Origin of the sequence: Spirosoma montaniterrae (assembly GCF_001988955.1) — a bacterium.
GTDB lineage: Bacteria > Bacteroidota > Bacteroidia > Cytophagales > Spirosomataceae > Spirosoma > Spirosoma montaniterrae.
The window spans coordinates 5161803-5179317 of record NZ_CP014263.1; the positions used below are offsets into that span (position 1 = coordinate 5161803).

Here is a 17515-nt window from a genome sequence, read left to right on the forward strand (position 1 = left end):
TGATTATCCTAAAAATCAGACATCTATGCGCATCATTACGTTTTTTGGTGGCCTACTACTGGCTGTACTGCAAATCGCGCTCACGTTGATGCTGGCAACGGGATTTCTGGCGTTCATTGTGCCCGGAGTTGTGGTACGTCACGCGTTGAAGCTGTGAGTATCCGGGCGGAGTCACCCCACCCCAACCCCTCCCCTTAAACAAGGGGAGGGGCTTATTCGGTTAATCGTAATCATTGCCGGACGTTCTCCGGCGTCACGCGGGCGGTGCGGGTGCGAACCGCCGACGTGATAAAAAAGCCGGTGGCTTTGCGCCCGTTCGGATTGGTATTCAAAACGTTGGTTGGTACGTTGGCCGGGGGCGTAGCAAACAGCCCGCCGTTGGTAATCTGATTGCGCAGGTTCTCCCAGAAGATATAGGCTTCGGGCGAAATCGACTCCAGATCGACCCGCACGGTTTCGTTCAGCCTATACAAACTGTCGGGATTGATAGACTGGCGAATAGGCCGGATAAACACCAGCCCGTCGGTGTTGGCGCTACCCCGAAATGAGCCATCCTGCGAGATAATGATGTTGCCAGGACGGTTCTGCAACGTACCGTTGCGGAAAAACTTGATTCGGTAGTAATCCACTGCGCCCGGCACGTCACGGGCATAAAACTCGGCCTGATACCCTTCTGTAGTCGACAGCGGGTTGATGCTCTCTTTTCTGAAAATCAATGAATCGATGTTTGGTACGCGGTTCAGACGACTTACAGCGCGGTAGGTTTCGTCCTGATACGTAATGCTCAGGCTATACGTGCGACCAACGCGCCCCAGTGTGTCGCGGTTGGTGGCGGGTTGCCACACATACAGGCCGTCGTTATCGGCATCGGTAAAATTGAAGGTCTGGCCCGCATCGTCGGCTACGCGCACGGTGGCTCCGGTGGCTGCTGGTGGGGCACTATTGTTGAAATAAGGTGCCGTTTGCGTGAGCCGAATCTGCTGCTGTCCCGGCTGGTCGGTAAGCGTAGCCTCCACTGAAAGTTGGGTTGGCCCGGTATCGAGGTCGGCGTCAATCACCGTTTCGCAGCCCGTAAGCCCGAAGATGGCAATGGCCGAAAGAAGAATAAATAGTTGCGGTTTCATGGATGTTATTTCTATCCCTCACCCCCGGCCCCTCTCCCATAGGGCGAGGGGTGTAAACATCTTGGGAGCCTTGCTCCCCTCGCCTTACGGGAGAGGGGCCGGGGGTGAGGGCGTTTAAAACTTGAAATTATACGTTACCGATGGAATGAGCGTCGCGAAAACTGAGTACCGAACGGCCTCCGTGCGGGTCGATTGCGTCACGGTCGTTACGTAGCGGTCGGCCAACTGGTCGAAAACTGTAGCCTGCGAGGGTTCAACCTGCCGGAAAAATACCGAGAACGGGTTCTTGCGGCCATAAACGTTGTACACCGAAAACACCCAGTTGTCTTCTTTGCGTTTACTGGGCCGACGGCGTCCCTGCAACGTAGCGGCCAGATCGAGCCGGTGATAAGCCGGAATTCGGTAGTTGTTGCGGGCATTTTCGGCGTTTTGCGGCACCACAAATCCGCCAAACTCAAATCGATTGGTGGGGAAGGTGGCTGGCGTGCCGCTGGCGAGCGTGAATGTAGCCGAGAAATTCCATCGCTTGGCCTGCGGAGGGTCGAACAGCAGCACCGTTGTCAGGTTGTGCCGCCGGTCGAAGCGAGCCGGAAACCAGTTACTATTGTTGATTCCGTCTACCAGCCGTTCGGTGCGGGCGAGTGTGTAGCTCACCCAGCCGTTTACGGTGCCCCGGTTGCGTTTGAGGTAAAATTCAGCCCCGTAGGTTCGGCCCCGGCCACTGAGCAAATCGCCTTCCAGATACTTGTTCAGAATCAGGTTAGCTCCGTCAACATAGTCGATCTGGTTTTGCAGCCATTTGTAATACAGTTCGACAGAAGCCTCAAATTCGGTGCCATTCTTGCCGAAATTCTTGAAGTAACCGCCTGCAATCTGATCGGCAATTTGGGGTTTGATGTTGTTGGTCGAGGGCGTCCAGACGTCAAGTGGTGTGGAGGCCGTTGTGTTTGAAACGAGGTGAATGTACTGCGCCAACCGATTGTAACTCAGCTTCAGCGAACTATTATTGCTTAGTTCATACTTGGCCGAGAAACGCGGTTCAAAATTGCCGTAGGTCTGAATATTTTCGCCCCGCTGGTAAGTACGCGTCGCAACGGGAGGCCGGCTGAAGCCCAGCGGCACGTCGGTCGAAAAGTCGTAGGCTTCGCCGGGGCCGATGTAGTTGTAGAGCGAGTAGCGGAGGCCGTATTGCAGTTGTATTTTTTTGGACACTTGCTGCTCGTTACCAATATACAGCGCGTTTTCAAGGCCATATTTACTCTCTAAACCAAACGTAACCACGCGGCCCGCGCTGGCTGCCGTGGCTGTGCCGGGCTGAAAATCGTGCAGAATGCTCTGACCGCCGAACGTGATGGTGCTTTTGCCCAGAAACAGCGTGAAATCAGGCTTGATACTGTAGTTAACAATGCGCGATTTTGTGCGAAAATAGTCGCCCGCGTTTTCGGGCCGCCGTTTCAGGTCGGAGTCAAGCGAGTAATCGTAGTTGCTGTAGTAAGCCGTGGTGTTCAGGAATAGCTTATCGCTGAAAACGTGGTTCCAGCGGGCCGAAACCGTAGCGTTGCCCCAGTTGAAGCCAAAATCGGCACCGAACACGTCGCGCCCGAAATAGCCCGACAGAAACACCGTGTTTTTATCATTGATGCGGTAGTTGGCTTTGGCTGTCAGGTCGTAAAAATAGAATTTAGCCCCGCGCAAATCGTTGTTCAGGAAAGGTTGCGCCAGAATATCGGCATACGACCGCCGACCCGCCACAATAAACGAGCCACGTCCTTTAAACAACGGTCGCTCATACGATAAGCGGCTGAAAATTAAGCCAATACCACCGTTTAGTTCGGGCTTCTTGGCATTGCCCTCTTTCAATCGAACGTCTAAGATAGACGACACGCGCCCGCCGTATAGAGCCGGAATGCCGCCTTTTACCAGTTTTACATCTTTCACGGCGTCGGGGTTGAAGACCGAGAAAAACCCGAACAGGTGCGACGAATTGTAGATCGGTGCCTCATCGAGCAGCACTAAATTCTGGTCGATACTGCCGCCCCGCACGTTGAACCCCGTTGCGCCTTCTCCCACGGTCGAAACGCCGGGCAATAGCTGAATGCTCCGAATCACATCGACTTCGCCCAGCAGAGCCGGAATCCGTTGCAGCGTTTTTACGTCAATTTTGTTGACGCTCATTTCAATCTTCTTCACGTTGTCGTCTTCGCGGTCTGCCGAAACAACCACTTCCTGAAGCTGTTTGCCTTCTTCGCTTAGTTCGAGATCGAGCCGCACGTTTTTGTCGGCCAGCGTAACGGTACGAGTCAGTTTTTCGTAACCAACGTAGGTGATAACGAGGTTGTAAGAACCCGCCGGAACCGGCACAGCGTAGAAGCCGTAGTTATTAGTAACGGCTCCAGTGCCTAACTCTTTCACATAGACCGATACGCCGATCAGTCCTTCGCCGTTGGCGGCATCTTTGATGTAGCCGCTGATAGTCAGCTTCTCCTGCTGAGCGGGGCGGTTCAGCACGTTTTGCGCTGACTGTGCCTTCGTTTGCGTCGGTGGCAGTAAAAACGCCAGACCGAGCAACAGGACATAGGATGAAAACTGTTTCATGATTGTACGGTAGGTATCCGCGCTGGGACCACCCCCATCAGGTTGTTTATGGAAACGAACACAAAGGTATGGTGCTGGTTGAGGACAGCCTTGATAAATGTTAAGAAGCGGAAGAAACCGACTATGAACGGTATGTACTGGTCAATGACGCGGAGCAGGCAACAGCTATATCCCTTAAACTAAACTACGCAGCATCCTGTTTTTCAATGGCTTTAATCAACTTCTTTGCTTCCTTATCGTCGGTTTCAGGAAACCTGATTGGCAATGATTCCAGCATGTCTGCTAAAATCTGTGCGATGATAAGCTGCTGATTGGCCCGGTCGTCGCTTGGAATCACGTACCAGGGGCAGTGTTTCGTGGCCGTTGCGTTGATCGTGTCTTCGTAAGCCTGCATGTAAGCAGACCAGTGTTCGCGTTCTTTGAGGTCGTTTTCGCTGAATTTCCACTGCTTTTCTGAATCGCGAAGTCGCGCAATAAGCCGCTTGCCCTGCTCTTCTTTTGAGACGTGCAAATAGAATTTCACCGTCGGGAAGCCATTGCGGAACAGATAATCTTCAAAATGCACGATGTCGGTGAAGCGTTGTTTCCAAAGAACTTTATCATCTTTTGGTAGCAGGTTTTCGGGGATGTAGCCTTCACGCAGCCGTTCGGGATGAACGCGCAGGGCCAGTACTTCTTCGTAGTATGTCCGGTTAAACACGCCGACGTAGCCGCGTTCGGGCAATTCCTGCCAGAATCGCCACAGAAAATCGTGTTTCAGATCTTCTTCACTCGGTTTCTTGAAAGCCGCCATCCGAAACCGCGACGGATTCACGCCCTTCAGTACGTGCCGGATGCTGCTGTCTTTGCCACCCGCGTCCATCGCCTGGAAAAGTACCAGCAGGCCATAATGCTCGTCGGCGTGCATTCGGTTCTGAGCCTGATCCATACGCGAGGCCAGTTCATCGAGTTGGCGGGCGCGGTCGGCTTCATCGGCATAAAGCGGCTCTACAAGCGTGGGCACGTCGGCGATTTTGAACGGCTTCGTGCCGTCGTAGCGATAGTTTTTCATAACGGAGTGGCGCGGCTTTCCAGCCGCATTACTGGCTGCGAATCACTGGAATCAATTTTTGTAACTCATCGAACCGTTTTTTGTCGGGGTCTGGCTCGGCAATGGGTAGTTTCTGGATTTCCTTGATTAGAATCCGGCCTACGAGCAGGCGCATGTTTTTCTTGTCGTCGGCGGGTATCACATACCAGGGGGCGTGTTCGGTGGCCGTTGCGTTGATGGCGTCTTCATAAGCTTGCTGGTAGTCGTTCCAGAAGCCGCGTTCGGTTACGTCGCCTTCGTCGAATTTCCAGTTTTTTTCGGGGTCTTCGATACGGGCAATAAGCCGGTCGGCCTGTTCGTCTTTCGAGACGTGCAGAAAAAACTTCACCGTCGGAAAGCCGTTCTGGTGCAGAAACTGCTCCATGTGCCGAATGGCCGCGTACCGATCCTCGAAGAGTTTTTTCAGGTCGTTGGTTGTTTTTTCGGGTAGCCGCTGGCTTTTGGTCAGAATCTCCGGGTGTACTTTCGTAACCAACACTTCTTCGTAGTACGAGCGGTTGAAAATACCGATGGTGCCGCGTTCGGGCAGTTCGCGCCAGCTTCGCCAAAGCCAGTCGTGTTCGAGTTCCTGCTCGGTGGGGCGTTTGAACGAGTAGACCTTCACGCCTACCGGATTGGTACCGGTAAACACGTTCTGAATGGTGCCATCTTTCCCGGCTGCGTCGAGGGCCTGAAATACCGTCACCAGGCCGTAACGGTTGTGGGCATACATCCGGTTTTGCCATTTGTCGAGTTCGGCGGCCTGTTCGCGCAGCAGCGTTTCGTACTCGTCTTTATCGGCATAAAGGTCGGGTATTTTGGTAGGTGCTTTGCTGATGTTCAGGGTTTTGCTGCCGTCGTAGCGGAAGCGGGCGGTGTCGAGTTCTTTCACAAGTAGACGGGTAAACTTTACCGGTTGACGTTACGTTATCAGTGTAGTAACAACATACCAAACCAATAGTTGCGACCATGCTGCGCAAACCTTTCAGGCTCTTCACTGCTTTGTTGCTCTCGGCCCTGTGCCTGAATGCGCTGGCCCAGTCAAAACCCAAACGTATGACGAATCAATCTGCCAATCTGGAAAAGGCTACCTTCGGCACAGGCTGTTTCTGGTGTACGGAAGCCATGTACGAATCGCTCGACGGTGTAATCAGTGCCGTATCGGGCTACGAAGGCGGTAAGAACCCTAACCCGACCTACAAAGAAGTTTGCACCGGCACCACCGGCCATGCCGAGTGTGTGGAGGTAACATATGACCCCACCAAAATTACTTATCAGGAGTTGCTGGAAGCATTCTTCCGCAGTCACGACCCCACTACACTGAACCGGCAGGGGGCCGACGTAGGTACGCAATACCGCTCGGTGATTTTTTACCACAACGACGAGCAGAAACGCTTAGCTGAAACGGCCAAATCCGAACTGAACAAAGCCGGTGCCTACGCCAACCCGATTGTAACGGAGATCAGCCCGGCCAGCAAATTCTACGAAGCCGAAGCCTACCATCAGAACTACTTTGCCCAGAACCCCGACCAGGGCTACTGCGCCTTTGTAATTGCGCCGAAGCTCGATAAGTTTAAGAAAGTGTTTAAAGAGAAACTGAAGCCAGAGGTGGCGCATAACTAAGTAATAATGCTCCCTTTTGCAAAGCAACTCGAACCGGGTTGCTTTTTTTGTTGCTCTGGTGTGGGGCTGGTGTATGGCTGGCGCAGGTGGAGACGCAAAGGGTTGCGTCTCTACAGGTGACCATCCGGCGTAGAGACGCAACCCTTTGCGTCTCCACCTGCGCCAGCCACACAACAGCCCCACCATATACCAAATCAATACATCAGCAGAGCCATAGTGTTGACGTGTGGTAGTAGCCGTATGATTTTTTGGAAGGTAGATTTTGAGATGAATTATTTTCTGGCTTAGATTTACGCTCGTTCTGCTGATGCTTTATGACCGATAATTACCTATTTGACCGATAAATAAGACATCGCTATGAACGTTTGTTTATTCATCTTTACTTTGCCTAAAGTTTTACGTTAATCCTTTGCATCACATGAGAAAATTTCACTTTTCGATTCTGCTAATTCTCGGTTTGCTCGTTGGCACCGAGTCGTTTGCCCAAATGGCGGTTGATAAAGGCAGTAAGTTCCTAAACGCTGGTATTGGTTTAGGCGGCTGGGGCGGCATTGGCTACTCAGGAGGACTGGGCTTTGGGGCGTCATTTGAGTTAGGCGTTGCCAAAAACATCACAGTTGGCGGTGTCGGCGCATTCCGAGGCTACAGTGGTGTTGGCTCCTATTATAGCATCGGCGCACGTGGCTCTTACCATTTCAACGAAATTTTGAGCCTTGCTAACGACAAAGTAGATCTCTACGCGGGTCTTGGCCTGATTTATAGCGGCTGGTCCTGGAATGAAAGTTTTGTTGGGTTCCGTGGGTCATACGGTGGTATTGGCCTGGGTGGTCATCTCGGCGGTCGTTACTTCTTTAGTGACAAAATTGGTGGCTTCGCTGAAGCTGGCTTTGGCGTCGCGCCCTTACAACTTGGCGTAACATTCAAGTTCTAATCCTGCCGTACACTAAAGACACGAAGAATCCCCGTCAATCAGGTTGCCGGGGATTTTTTGTGTCTGCTTATTTCTGTGCCACCTCTTTCAAACTCGATACGCCCATGTTCCAGAGAATGAAGGCGTAGATGTCGGCGGTGATTAGTAAATAGCCCCCCCCCAAATGAACTGCCGAAAGTCGGATGACGGCCTGTGACGGCCAATTAACGCGTACTCGGTTATGGCGGTGCTTTTAACCCGATGTTTTAGGACAGCGGCATCTTGTTCAGTTGGCGTTTCTTTCACCTCAAAAGCTTTTTTGCCGTTCAGAATGAAATCGATTTCAGCACCACTTCTATTTTGATAATATTGAACCGTCCCCAGGTTAGCCAATTGATTGGCAATGGCTGTTTCAAATACAGCACCGCTACTTACCTGCGCTAATCGATTAAGTAGTCCGCTATCACTTAGGTAGAACTTGGACTGATACGCAATTGCCCGGTCGGCATTGGCTGTAAAGGCTTCTACAATTTTGACAAAATACGTGTAATTCAGTAATGATAAGTAGTCTTTTACTTTATGTCGGCTGATACCGAGCAAAGCTCCTATTTTTGAATAATCAACTTTACTCCCAGTACGATTCGCCAGTAGTCGCATCAGTTTGTAAAGATCATCGCTCACCGAAAAATCGGATAGGAGCCGAATGTCCAGTTCAATATGTGCATTGATTATATCGTCAAGGTACTGTTCTTTATCCTTATCTGTTTCAGAAAGAACCACTTCGGGGAAACCTCCAAATTGAAGATACCGCTCATAATGCGCCTGATACCTGTCGTAAAAGGCCGGTTGATAGGCTTGTAGTGCAAATGGCTGCAAACGAGTTGGCTCGACTTCGTTGAAAATTAAATATTCAGCAAATGACAGCGGGGCCATTTCAAAAATGGTTTTACGGCCTGCCAAACTCTCTGTAAAATGATTGCGTAAATAAAAAGAACTTGAACCCGTTACAATAAATTTTACGGGGTAGGTGTCGTATAAGTACTTAATAACACTGGTGCTGTTCGGCACAAGCTGAATTTCATCAAGCGCAATAACCGCCGGTTCATTAAAATTAATACCTTCTACCTGTAGGTTTATTTCGATGTCTGTGTAGGAAGACTGGTTAAGAATAAATCGATTATTGGCTTTTTCTAAGTCTAAATATAGCTTGTTGGTATGGGGTACTAATGAAAGAAGATGCTTTACGGCGGTTGATTTGCCCACCCGTCGCATCCCTGTGATAACCGTGACCTGACGTTTCGACAGGTGGGCTTCCAAAGCCGTGTATATTGACCTGAAATGCATTTCTGTTAGAAATTTTAACAAAAAAACACTTTTTCTGTCAAAAGCTCATACAAAAAGCCAACTTTTTCTGCTGGCTTTTTGTCAATAACTGCAATACTACCTACTTCTGCGCTACCTCTTTCAAACTCGATACGCCCATGTTCCAGAGGATAAAGGCGTAGATGTCGGCGGTGGTTTCAATGTTCTTTTTGGTGTTGCTGGCTCCGTGGCCTGAGTTGGTATCAATCCGAATCAGTACGGGGTTGTTGCCCTTGTAGACCTCCTGCAAACGGGCTGCGTACTTGAACGAGTGAGCCGGCACAACCCGGTCGTCGTGGTCGGCGGTGGTGATGAGCGTGGCGGGGTAGTTCAGGCCCGGTTTCAGATTATGCAGGGGCGAGTAGGCGTAGAGTGCCTTGAACTCGTCGGGATTATCGCTGCTGCCGTAATCGGCAATCCAGTTCCAGCCGATGGTAAACTTGTGAAACCGCAGCATGTCCATCACGCCCACGGCGGGCAGGGCCACCCGAAACAGGTCGGGGCGTTGGTTCATGACCGCGCCCACCAGCAGTCCGCCGTTCGAGCCGCCCTGAATGGCTAATTTGGCCGAACTGGTATATTTCTGGGCAATCAGATACTCGGCAGCGGCAATAAAATCGTCGAACACGTTCTGCTTTTTCAGCTTCATGCCCTGCTCGTGCCATTTCTCGCCGTATTCCGAACCCCCGCGCAGGTTGGCCTGGGCATAAATACCGCCCTGCTCCAGAAACGCAATGCGCGTGGGGCTGAACGCAGGTGGCAAACTCACGTTGAAACCGCCATAGCCGTAGAGCAGCGTCGGATTCGAGCCGTCGAGCCGGATGCCTTTTTTGTAAACAATGAACATGGGCACCCGCGTACCGTCTTTGCTGGTATAAAACACCTGCTTCGTTTCGTAGTCGGTTGGTTTGAAATCGACTTCAGGCGCGCGGAACACGGAGCTTTGCCGGGTGGCAATGTCGTAGCGGTAAATCGTTGGCGGGAACGTGAACGACGTGAAGGTGTAGAACACAAATTTGTCGTCTTTTTCGCCCCCAAAACCGCCAGCCGCGCCAATGCCGGGTAGTTTGACCTCGTTTTCGGGCTTGCCCGCATAATCGAATACCTGAATCAGCGAATTCACGTCTTTTGAATACTCAACGAACAACTTGCCACCAGCCGCGCTAACGCCCCCGTCGGTGATGGGTTCGGGCCGTTCGGCAATAAGTGGCTTCATCTGCCCCGTTTTTGTGTCGAACGCCATCACTTTCTGGTTTGGCGCGTCGGCATTGGTCAGGATAATGAGCCGGTCGCCATCGTTGTCAATGACGCCGTAACTAAAGTTCGTGACCTCGGCTACCACGGGTGCAAACGTTTTCTGGCCCTTTGTCGCGTCCAAGAAAAACAACGCGTTCCCGTCTTTGCCTTTGCCCCGGTCGCTGACGCTCAGAACGGCAAACCGCTCATCGTCGGTAGTGCTCAGAATGTGAAACCGCTGCGGATTCTGCGGGTCTTCATACACCAGCCGGTCGTTGCTTTGGGGTGTATTCAGTTTGTGATAGAAGACCTGATGATTTTCGTTTTTAGCGGCTAACGCGCTGCCTTCGGGTTTGGGATAGCGGCTGTAGTAGAACCCGTCGCCCTGCCAGGCCGCGCCCGACACCTTCACCCATTCGAGCGTTTCGGGCAGGTACTGCTTGGTGTCGAGGTTCATGATGCGGTATTCCTGCCAGTCGGAGCCTCCTTTCGAGGTGCCAACCACGGCGTAGCGGCCATCGTTCGAGAGCGAAAACGCGCCCAGCCGGGTGGTGCCATCGGCAGACAGTTTGTTGGGGTCGATTACTACTTCGGGCGTACCGTTCAGACCCTTCTGTCGGTATAGCACCGACTGATTTTGCAGTCCGTCGTTTTTCGAGAAATAAAACCAGTCGCCCTTTCGGCGCGGGGCCGAATATTTCGGGTAATTAAAAATCTGTTCGAGCCGGGTTTGCAGTTGCTTCCGGTAGGGGATTTTCTCTAAATAATCGAACGTGACCTTGTTCTGGGCTTTTACCCACTCGGCGGTTTCGGCAGAGCGATCATCTTCGAGCCAGCGGTAGGGGTCGGCAACGGCGGTGCCGTGGTAGGTATCGACCTGATCCGCTTTTTGTGTAGCCGGATAGGAAAGAGATTGGCTGGCCTGACCCAGCGCGACGGACGAACTCAACATACAAAGCAGTTGAATAGAATTAATACGACGCATGAGTTGATGAAATTGCAGGAAGAAACCCTGCTGTTAGGATGTAAGAATCAACAAAGATAAGCCCGAAGCGGTCAATCTGATTTATTCGATGCCGATTGGTCAATGTGTTTGGAAAAGTGGTAAATACGTAGCTCATTTACAGTTGCTTATCATTCCTCTTATATCAATCAATGGGGCTACCACTACGTGTTAACAGACGTTTGTTGCTTATGCTGTTTTGTTGCCTGCTGGCACAGAACGGACACGCGCAGATGGTCAGACCCGACGCCCCGACTACGTTTCGGGTCGAACATATCGGTGTGAACGATGGACTGACGCAGGGTTCGGTCTATGTGATGCACAAAGACAGCCGAAACTTTCTGTGGTTCGGCACGCAGGATGGCCTGAATCGCTACGATGGTCATCGGTTCCGAACGTTTCGACCCATTGAAACCGGCAGCGGCACCGACTCGGCGGGAACCATCCGGGGCAGCAATATTTTCGGCCTGATTGAAGACCCCGATGGCAACCTTTGGATTGGCACCGAGGAGGGGCTTAACCGATACGACCGTCAGCGCGACCGATTCGATCTGATGCCGACACCAGCCGCTGGCCCACGCCGGAGCCGGGTACTTCCATTTTATGTCGATAAAACCGAACTGCTGTACCTGAGCGATGTGGAAGGCTTAGTGAGTTACCGCTACCGCAGCAAGCAGAAAACGATACTCAGTTCTGAATTTCACCCATCTAAAGAGTATGATCTGCCCAGTTCAGCCGTCCGAATGCCCAACGGCGATATTTGGCTTCATGCGCCCAAAGGGTTGGTGCGCTACAACTCCCGAACAAAAACTACAACCCGCTATTTCAGCGATTATCCCGATAACTCATTCGGTCCGGCCACAACCGTTTTCTCGTTTTACATCGACAAGGCCAACATCGTCTGGATGGGATGCAGCAGCGGACTGTTTCGCTTCGACCCGGTGCAGCATACCGTACAGGCATACCAGCAGTATCAGGGGCGACCAATCAGTGCTGTTTACAGCATTGCACCCGATCAGCGGGGGCGGCTTTGGCTCGGCACGCAGCACGATGGCGTACTGTTTTTAGACACACGGTCGCAGTTGATGGGTCAGATCAGCGCGTTTACCAACATCAGGGAGCAACTTAACAACTACGAAATCAGCAAAATTTACGTTGATAACACCGGGCTTATCTGGGCAAATACCGACCCGAATGGCCTGGCGCGTATTATACCCGACGCGTTTCTGTTTGGTGGTCTGATGAAACAGCGAACCGCCGAGACTACACCCGCCGATCAGCAACTGAGTAATTATTCGGTTCGCGGCTTCATGGAAGAGCGGTTCGACCGGATTTGGGTGGCTACAGAGGGTGGTATCGATGTTGTTGACCCACGCGCCAACCGTGTGGTGCAACGCTATCTGGCTAAGGAAATTCAGAGCGACATGCCAATGCACCATACGATAAAAAGCGTATATCGTGACCCGCAACGGCGCATTTGGGTCGGCACGCCGGGAGGAGTGATGGCTTTTGACCCGAAAACGCAACGTTTTGATCCAATCCGGTTTTCGGATGAGGCCAGTAGTGGCGTATCCGAAAACTATGTTCGGGTGCTGGTTGGCGTGAACGATACATTGCTGATTGCCGGTACGGAAGATGGCCTCTATGGGCTGAACCCCGTTCGCCGTCGGTTAGATAAGCTACCCATTTTAACTGGTCGCAATATTTTTAATGTATGGTTCGATGCGGCTGAGCGGCAGTTGTGGGTGGGCACCTATCTGAACGGATTCTTTCGTTACCAACTGCCCACCAAACCGGGCGAAGCCTGGAAACTAATACAGACCGGGCTGGATGGCTACATGGTGTTGCACCTTCGTCCTGATACACTACGGCAGGTGATGTGGCTGGCAACCGACCGGGGCCTGGCTGCCTGTAAACTGGCTACGGGCAAAGTAAAACTCTACACCGAACGGCAGGGACTGGCGAACTCATTTGTCTACGGCAGTTTGGCCGACCTCGACAACAACGTCTGGATGAGTACCAACCGGGGCATTGCCCGGCTTGACCCGAACACCGGAGCCATAAAAAATTTTATGCTCGACGATGGCTTGCAGGGCTATGAATACAATGGCAATGCCTATCTCCGCACTGCGTCGGGCGAGTTGTATTTTGGTGGTGTCAATGGCTTCAATCGTTTCCGGCCCGATCATTTCCGCTCGTCGTCGCTCAGCCCTTCGCTGCATATCTATAACCTGACTATCAACGAAGAACCCTTTCAATCGGATCAGTACATCGGCGAGCGAACCGCCGTTGACCTGGATAATGGGCAGAATACGCTGGCAATGGAGTTTGCGGCTATTGATTTTATCAGCAATGGCCGCAACATGTATCAATACCAGCTCGTTGGGTACGATCCGCAATGGGTGATGGCAGGTGAGCGCAACTATGTTCGCTACGCCAATCTGCCACCAGGCAACTACACGTTTCAGGTACGGGCGGCTAATATGGACGGACACTGGAGCAGCCGGGTGCGTAAGCTTGTCATACACATTAACGCCCCATTCTGGCAGCAATGGCCGTTTCTGCTGCTAACAACGCTGGGCCTGGGCCTGATTATTCTGGCGTGGGTTCGGCAACGCGAAAACGCCATCCGAAACCAGCAGGCCAGTCGGCTCCGGCTGGCCTACGATATTCAGGAACAGGTAAAACGCGACATTGCCCGCGATCTGCACGATGAAATTGGAACCCGGCTGGCAACCATCAAACTATATACGACCCAACTGACCCAGCAGGTAGGCGAAACGCCCCCTATTCTATCCCTCAAGTCAACTATTTTCGGTTTGATTAATGATACCATCGGCGACGTGCGGAATTTGTTGCGCAAACTGAACCCTGCCACGCTCGAACAACACGGCTACGTAGCCGCTGTGGAAGAATTGTTTTCGCGGATCAATGCCAGCAGTATGGTTCGGGCGCAGATGGTGGCCGATGAACACGTGAAAAACACCTCGGACGAAACAGCGGAGCGACTGCCCAAAGATATCGAAGTGATGCTCTACCGCATTACGCAGGAGTTAGTCAGCAATTCGCTGAAACATGCCAATGCGCACTTCCTGGAACTCCGGTTTATGCAACAGGCCGACCGCATACTGCTCAACTACCTCGATGATGGCGTAGGATTCGACTACGACCGGGCGCGTCGGAACGGAACAGGCTTAGGATTGGGTAATATTGAATCGCGGGTGGCTCTGCTCAACGGGCGCGTAACCTGGCAAAGCGAACCCGACCACGGCACCCGCGTATTGATTGACATACCGCTCGGCCCGCTACCCAAACGACGTTTCTACGAAAGCCTGACCGACCAGCCTAATGCGAGCCATTGAGCGGAATTAGGCCCTGCTGATCGTGCTGGAGCAACAACTCGAACAATTGTACGGTGGCGGCTGCGTCGCCCTGCGCCCGATGCCGGCCATTGAGCGGAATACCGAGCGAGTGGCACAGCTTGCCTAAACTATACGACGGATAGCCGGGAATCAGCTTCCGGCTGGTGCGAACCGTACACAGCGTTCGACGGTAGAACTCGTGACCGGCCCAGCCTAATTCTTTCTTGATAAAATTGAAGTCGAAGCCAACGTTGTGCGCCACAAACACGGCTCCCTCGCTCAGGCGTAGTACGTCGGGCGCAATATCGGCAAACACGGGCGCATCGGCTACCATCTCGTCAGTAATACCGGTGAGGTGGCGAATAAAAGGCGGAATGGGGCAACCGGGGTTCAGCAGCGAATGAAACGAATCAATCACCTGTTGCCCATCGTGGCGGAACATGGCAATCTCGGTCAGCCGGGTGGGGCCGTTTACGCCCCCAGTAGTTTCAACGTCAACAATACAATACAAAACAGAGAACGGTTATCAGCCAGCAGCCAACAGTTATTTACAATACAAAATAAGCAAAGATTTAGGTTCAATGCTGGTTAATTGCTGATTGCTGACTGCTGACTGTTCGTAGTTGCACGTACTGCTACACCCTGCCGAATAAGCCGGAGGGCATATTCCAGTACATAATCGCGGTTCGTCATCAGGTCGTCGTGTGTGCGCGTAACCACAAAATCCGGCTCGACCGTAAAGCCATTGGCGCGTTCGGCCAGCACGGCATGGGTGAGTTTCTTGAGCGGAATCCGAACCTGAATGCGCGAATTTGGAAGCGTAACGGTTTTGAAATGACCCGCAAAATCGCCCCAGAACGCGCTCCCACTGGCTTCACCCACAAACGTACCTATGCCCGCATCGAGCGTTTTTGCCAGCACCGACGTCGAAGCCGAAAAGGAAGCCCCGTTCATCAGAAAGTACAAATTACCCTGAAAAGCCGTGCGGCTGCGCGGCTGATACTGCCGCCGTCCCGACCGGCTCGCGAAACCACTCGACCCCACCGGCTTATATTGCAGACTAAAATTCAGGGCCGACAATGGATTCCAGCGCGTAATGAGTTCGGCACGGGCGGCTCGTTTCATCTCTTCGTGCTGCATGATTGAAAACCGCTCCGGCATCCAGTAGCGCAGCAGCCGGGCCGAATTGATGACCGCACCCCCGCCATTGCCCTGTACGTCGACAATCAGATTCTGAACGTTTTCGGCTCTCAGTTGCCGAAACGCCCGCCGAAGCCGACGATTGAACGACCACTGAAACAGATCGGTTTTTTTCGGTCCCATAAACGACGATATACGCAGCACGGCGGTGTGGGTCAGCGTATCGACAAGCCGAACCGACAAGTTGGGACGGGTGTCGCGTTCCGTTCCGTAACGGCGGTACATTGTAGTCCGAAAACCATCGAGCGTAGGGCAGCGCAGGCGGGCAGCGTGCGTAGTTGTATCGCCCGGTCGGCGGAAGGTGATAGCAATAGAATCGACAGAACCGTGCCAGGCGGCATAATAATCGGCAAACTGTACCAGACTCCACTGCCGTCGCCCTGTCTGATTGTCGCCGTCTGAGCCGGAGTGATCGACGTTCATAAAATGCTGGTGCAGGTCAGCCACCGTCCGGCCATTAATGGTTAGCAGTTCGGTGCCACGCCGGAGGCTCGTATCGGCAGATACGTTGTGGCTTATGTAATAGCGGTTCTCAACGAGCCGGATATAAAATGGAATAAAGCGCGTGTTTCGGGAGATATAATTTTTCCGGTGGTTCAGGTTCGTATGTCCATCCTTGAGTGCCGAAACGAGTGGGCTGAGGTGGCGGAAAAACGCCAGATAGTCCATCGAAGCCGTCAGTCGGTTATACAGTGAATCGTATAACTGCTCCATCTGAGGCTGTGGCGTATAGTAGCCCATGCCGGGGTGGAGCAAATCAAGCTTACGTTTCAGGAACGTCAGGTCAGTACGGGCCTGCTGAGGGGTCAGGGGTTGGGTCAATGCCGGACAGCGCAGCCCACAAAGCAACAGAAAAACGAGGACGGTTCGGTTAAAATACATTGCTATCAGTCACGGTAAAAAGACTAAACCGGTAGGAATAGCCTTGATTTCGTGAATATAGCATTGGGCGTAACTTAAATCAAGCCAAAATGTTTTACGCAGTCCGAAAATTTTGTAATCGGTAGCACAAGCCGACTATTGTTCAGGTTGTGTAGAGCAAGTTTCATTCGTCTTTCCGATGCGGGATAACCGTCCAGTTTTCTGCGTTGCCGGCGTGTTCTTTAGCTATAGCGGCTGCCACCTCCTCCAGATTCTCTTCATTGGTTGTGAAAAATAAGCTGTGTGGCTGCTCTGTTTGGGTGGTACGCAGTTCATAATATTCGTTGTGGTGCTGAATTGCGTGTTTCTCAACAAGTTGATACTGTGCCATAGAGATACGTGAAGACTAAAAAGTGAACAATGAATAATCAACAATTTTGGCAGGAAAATGGCTACTGTTGCTCATAAGAAGCATTAACTTTTCACTAATTTCCGAATTGCACTTTCCTGATTGACAAACCTTTCGTACCTTTGCGGTCTTATTTTGGAGAGGAATCGATTGTGAACGCGTTACGGGCATACAACATCCATATTGCCGGGCTGGAAAACAAGCAGTACGACTACAGTTTCGAGTCGGGCGATGCGTTTTTTGCGGCTCTGGAGCAGGATTTGATCGAGAAAGGCAACGTACACACGCGGCTGACGCTCGACAAATCGGAAACGATGATCCGGCTCGATTTTCACATTACCGGCACCGTTGAACAAACCTGCGACCGCAGTTTAGACTTGTACGACGAGCCGATTGATACGCGGCAGATGATGTTGCTTAAGTTCAGCGACCACAACGAAGAACTAAGCGACGAAATCGAGCTGATCGAGCGGAACACGGCCACCATCAACGTGGCACGGTATATTTTCGAGTTCATAGGGCTGTCGTTACCGATGAAGCGGCTACACCCGCGTTTTCGCGACGACGAAGCAGAATTCGACAACGACGAACAAAACGGTCGGGTCGTGTACAGTTCGGGCGGTAGTCTGGACGATGTAAACGACGACAAATCGCAGGAAGCAGACCCCCGCTGGGCCGCCCTGCGAAAATTAAGTGATAACTAAGGAAGTTATAGAGTTATAACGTTGTAAGGTTATAAAGTTTCTGGCCGCTACAACAAA

14 protein-coding genes are annotated in these 17515 nt (G+C 52.1%); 5 read left to right on the forward strand and 9 right to left on the reverse strand.

From position 1 onward, the window contains the following. The first annotated feature begins 25 nt into the window (after window positions 1-25). Entirely contained in the window at window positions 26-157 is a 132-nt protein-coding gene (locus AWR27_RS25995; RefSeq protein WP_257788519.1) for a hypothetical protein, read from the forward strand. Between the two features lie 73 nt (window positions 158-230). On the opposite strand, the gene AWR27_RS22230 is transcribed toward AWR27_RS25995, so the two are convergent. The 4 genes from AWR27_RS22230 to AWR27_RS22245 form a co-directional block, all read right to left on the reverse strand. Further along, the gene (locus AWR27_RS22230; protein WP_077133222.1) at window positions 231-1124 is read right to left on the reverse strand and encodes a DUF4249 domain-containing protein; all 894 of its coding nucleotides are present in this window, start codon (window positions 1122-1124) and stop codon (window positions 231-233) included. A gap of 114 nt (window positions 1125-1238) precedes the next feature. Further along, a complete protein-coding gene (locus AWR27_RS22235; protein WP_077133223.1) occupies window positions 1239-3719 on the reverse strand; it encodes a TonB-dependent receptor in 2481 nt (826 codons plus the stop codon). A 184-nt stretch (window positions 3720-3903) separates the two neighbouring features. After that, window positions 3904-4770 (reverse strand): PPK2 family polyphosphate kinase, encoded by an 867-nt coding sequence (locus AWR27_RS22240; RefSeq protein ID WP_077133224.1) that lies wholly within the window; start codon window positions 4768-4770, stop codon window positions 3904-3906. Window positions 4771-4798: 28 nt separating this feature from the next. Continuing rightward, the gene (locus AWR27_RS22245; RefSeq protein WP_077133225.1) at window positions 4799-5680 is read right to left on the reverse strand and encodes a PPK2 family polyphosphate kinase; all 882 of its coding nucleotides are present in this window, start codon (window positions 5678-5680) and stop codon (window positions 4799-4801) included. A gap of 164 nt (window positions 5681-5844) precedes the next feature. Between AWR27_RS22245 and msrA the strand changes: the two genes are divergently transcribed. Both msrA and AWR27_RS22255 read left to right on the forward strand, forming a co-directional pair. Further along, a complete protein-coding gene (msrA, locus tag AWR27_RS22250; RefSeq protein WP_077134149.1) occupies window positions 5845-6411 on the forward strand; it encodes a peptide-methionine (S)-S-oxide reductase MsrA in 567 nt (188 codons plus the stop codon). A 418-nt stretch (window positions 6412-6829) separates the two neighbouring features. Beyond that, window positions 6830-7342, forward strand: a complete 513-nt coding sequence (locus AWR27_RS22255) for a hypothetical protein (RefSeq protein WP_077133226.1) — start codon at window positions 6830-6832, stop codon at window positions 7340-7342. A gap of 141 nt (window positions 7343-7483) precedes the next feature. Here the strand turns inward: AWR27_RS22255 and AWR27_RS22260 are convergent, their stop codons facing one another. Continuing rightward, window positions 7484-8638 carry an ATP-binding protein gene (locus tag AWR27_RS22260; protein WP_232325902.1) on the reverse strand — a complete coding sequence of 385 codons (1155 nt, stop codon included), beginning with the start codon at window positions 8636-8638 and terminating at the stop codon, window positions 7484-7486. Between the two features lie 127 nt (window positions 8639-8765). Continuing rightward, window positions 8766-10904: a prolyl oligopeptidase family serine peptidase gene (locus tag AWR27_RS22265; RefSeq protein WP_077133228.1), complete on the reverse strand. Its 2139-nt coding sequence runs from the start codon at window positions 10902-10904 to the stop codon at window positions 8766-8768. A 209-nt stretch (window positions 10905-11113) separates the two neighbouring features. Here AWR27_RS22265 and AWR27_RS22270 point away from each other — a divergent pair, with 209 nt between their 5' ends. Then, window positions 11114-14284 carry a ligand-binding sensor domain-containing protein gene (locus AWR27_RS22270; RefSeq protein ID WP_083732941.1) on the forward strand — a complete coding sequence of 1057 codons (3171 nt, stop codon included), beginning with the start codon at window positions 11114-11116 and terminating at the stop codon, window positions 14282-14284. Here the strand turns inward: AWR27_RS22270 and AWR27_RS22275 are convergent. The 3 genes from AWR27_RS22275 to AWR27_RS22285 form a co-directional block, all read right to left on the reverse strand. Then, the gene (locus tag AWR27_RS22275) at window positions 14268-14795 is read right to left on the reverse strand and encodes a 3'-5' exonuclease (protein WP_077133230.1); all 528 of its coding nucleotides are present in this window, start codon (window positions 14793-14795) and stop codon (window positions 14268-14270) included. The two genes, AWR27_RS22270 and AWR27_RS22275, sit on opposite strands and share 17 nt — an antisense overlap. Before the next feature lie 77 nt (window positions 14796-14872). Next, window positions 14873-16366, reverse strand: coding sequence for a S41 family peptidase (locus AWR27_RS22280; RefSeq protein ID WP_077133231.1), 1494 nt, complete (start codon window positions 16364-16366; stop codon window positions 14873-14875). 163 nt (window positions 16367-16529) lie between these two features. Beyond that, entirely contained in the window at window positions 16530-16736 is a 207-nt protein-coding gene (locus AWR27_RS22285) for a hypothetical protein (protein ID WP_077133232.1), read from the reverse strand. A gap of 170 nt (window positions 16737-16906) precedes the next feature. On the opposite strand from AWR27_RS22285, the gene AWR27_RS22290 reads away from it, so the two are divergent. After that, complete coding sequence (locus AWR27_RS22290; protein ID WP_077134150.1) at window positions 16907-17458, forward strand: YceD family protein; 552 nt, start codon at window positions 16907-16909, stop codon at window positions 17456-17458. Window positions 17459-17515: the final 57 nt, after the last annotated feature.